General features: G+C 53.3%; 1 protein-coding gene and 1 other annotated feature. The gene reads right to left on the reverse strand.

Features of this window, described 5'->3' with window-relative positions; all coding sequences use genetic code 11:
* Positions 1 to 40: 40 nt before the first annotated feature.
* Positions 41 to 1,251 (reverse strand): IS3 family transposase gene (locus CSR02_RS04625; protein WP_087652208.1). Its coding sequence is split into 2 segments (ribosomal slippage): positions 41 to 966 and positions 966 to 1,251, totalling 1,212 coding nucleotides; the frame shifts between segments, so codons are not numbered across the junction.
* Positions 857 to 973, reverse strand: a sequence feature (AL1L pseudoknot). It overlaps the preceding gene by 117 nt.
* Positions 1,252 to 1,305: the final 54 nt, after the last annotated feature.

A 1,305-nucleotide genomic window follows, 5' to 3' on the forward strand; every position in this document is an offset into this window, starting at 1 on the left:
TGAATTGCCCCGGGTTTTGTGGAGACGTTTTTTATCTGATTTAAGCGGCTAATGCATGTGATTTCTGTTGTGCATAAAAGCGTGCCTCAGCTTCTGCTGGCGGGATGTTTCCAATGGAGGACAGGAGCCGCCGATTATTGAACCAGTCGACCCATTTAAGTGTTGCCAGTTCAACAGCTTCCCTGTTTTTCCATGGCCCCTGCCGATAGATGAGTTCGGTTTTGTAAAGTCCGTTAATGGTCTCTGCTAAGGCGTTATCATAGGAATCCCCAACACTGCCGACAGAAGCAACGAGCCCCGCTTCAGCCAGTCTTTGCGTGTAACGAATGGACACATATTGACAGCCGCGGTCGGAATGGTGGGTCACTTTTCCCTCAGGTCGCCTCTGGCACAGAGCCTGCTCGAGAGCATCCAGCACGAAGTCGGTATGGGCCGTTGAGGAGACGCGCCAACCCACAATAACCCGTGCGAATACATCAATGATGAAGGCCACATAAACAAAGCCCTGCCATGTGGAAACGTAAGTAAAATCCGAAACCCAGAGTCTGTTGGGGGCAGGAGCATGAAACTGGCGCTGCACCAGATCCTGCGGACACGGACGTTGCGGATCAGGCCGTGTGGTTCTGACCCCCTTGCCACGAATGACGCCTTTCAGCCCCATCCGGCGCATCAGCCGCTCTACCGTGCAGCGGGCGACATCCAGACCTTCACGTCTGAGCTGATGCCAGACCTTGCGCGCTCCATAGACGCAGAAATTATTATTCCACACTCTACGGATGTCATCGCACAGTTCTTTGTCTTTCTGGCTGCGCACACACGGATTTTTCTGTCTGGCAACAGTTGCATAATAGGCAGATGGTGCAATCGACAGAACCCTGCAGATTGACCCGACACCATATGTCTGCCGGTGCTCCTCAATGAAGCGTGTCATGGCTTGAAGATGCGGTCGAGCTCCGCCTGGGCAAAATATGCCGACGCCTTACGCAGGATTTCATTGGCCTGCCGCAATTCGCGGTTCTCTCGCTCCAGTTGCCTGATCTTCTCTCGATCAGGCAGGTCACTCACCGCAGGCGCATTGGCACGTTCATGCAGACGGGTCCATTTTGACAGCGTGTCAGGATGAATATCCAGCTTTGGCGCGATCATCATCACTGCGGACCAGCGTGATGGATGGTTCTTCTCTTCCTCCAGAACCATGCGGGCTGCACGGTCACGAAACTCAGGCGGAAAACGCTTCGATTTATTGCTCATGAATTCTTCTTACCTCACGGGTCTTTCTGTCTCCACAAAACCCGGGGCAATTCA

This window comes from Acetobacter pomorum, assembly GCF_002738225.1.
GTDB lineage: Bacteria > Pseudomonadota > Alphaproteobacteria > Acetobacterales > Acetobacteraceae > Acetobacter > Acetobacter pomorum.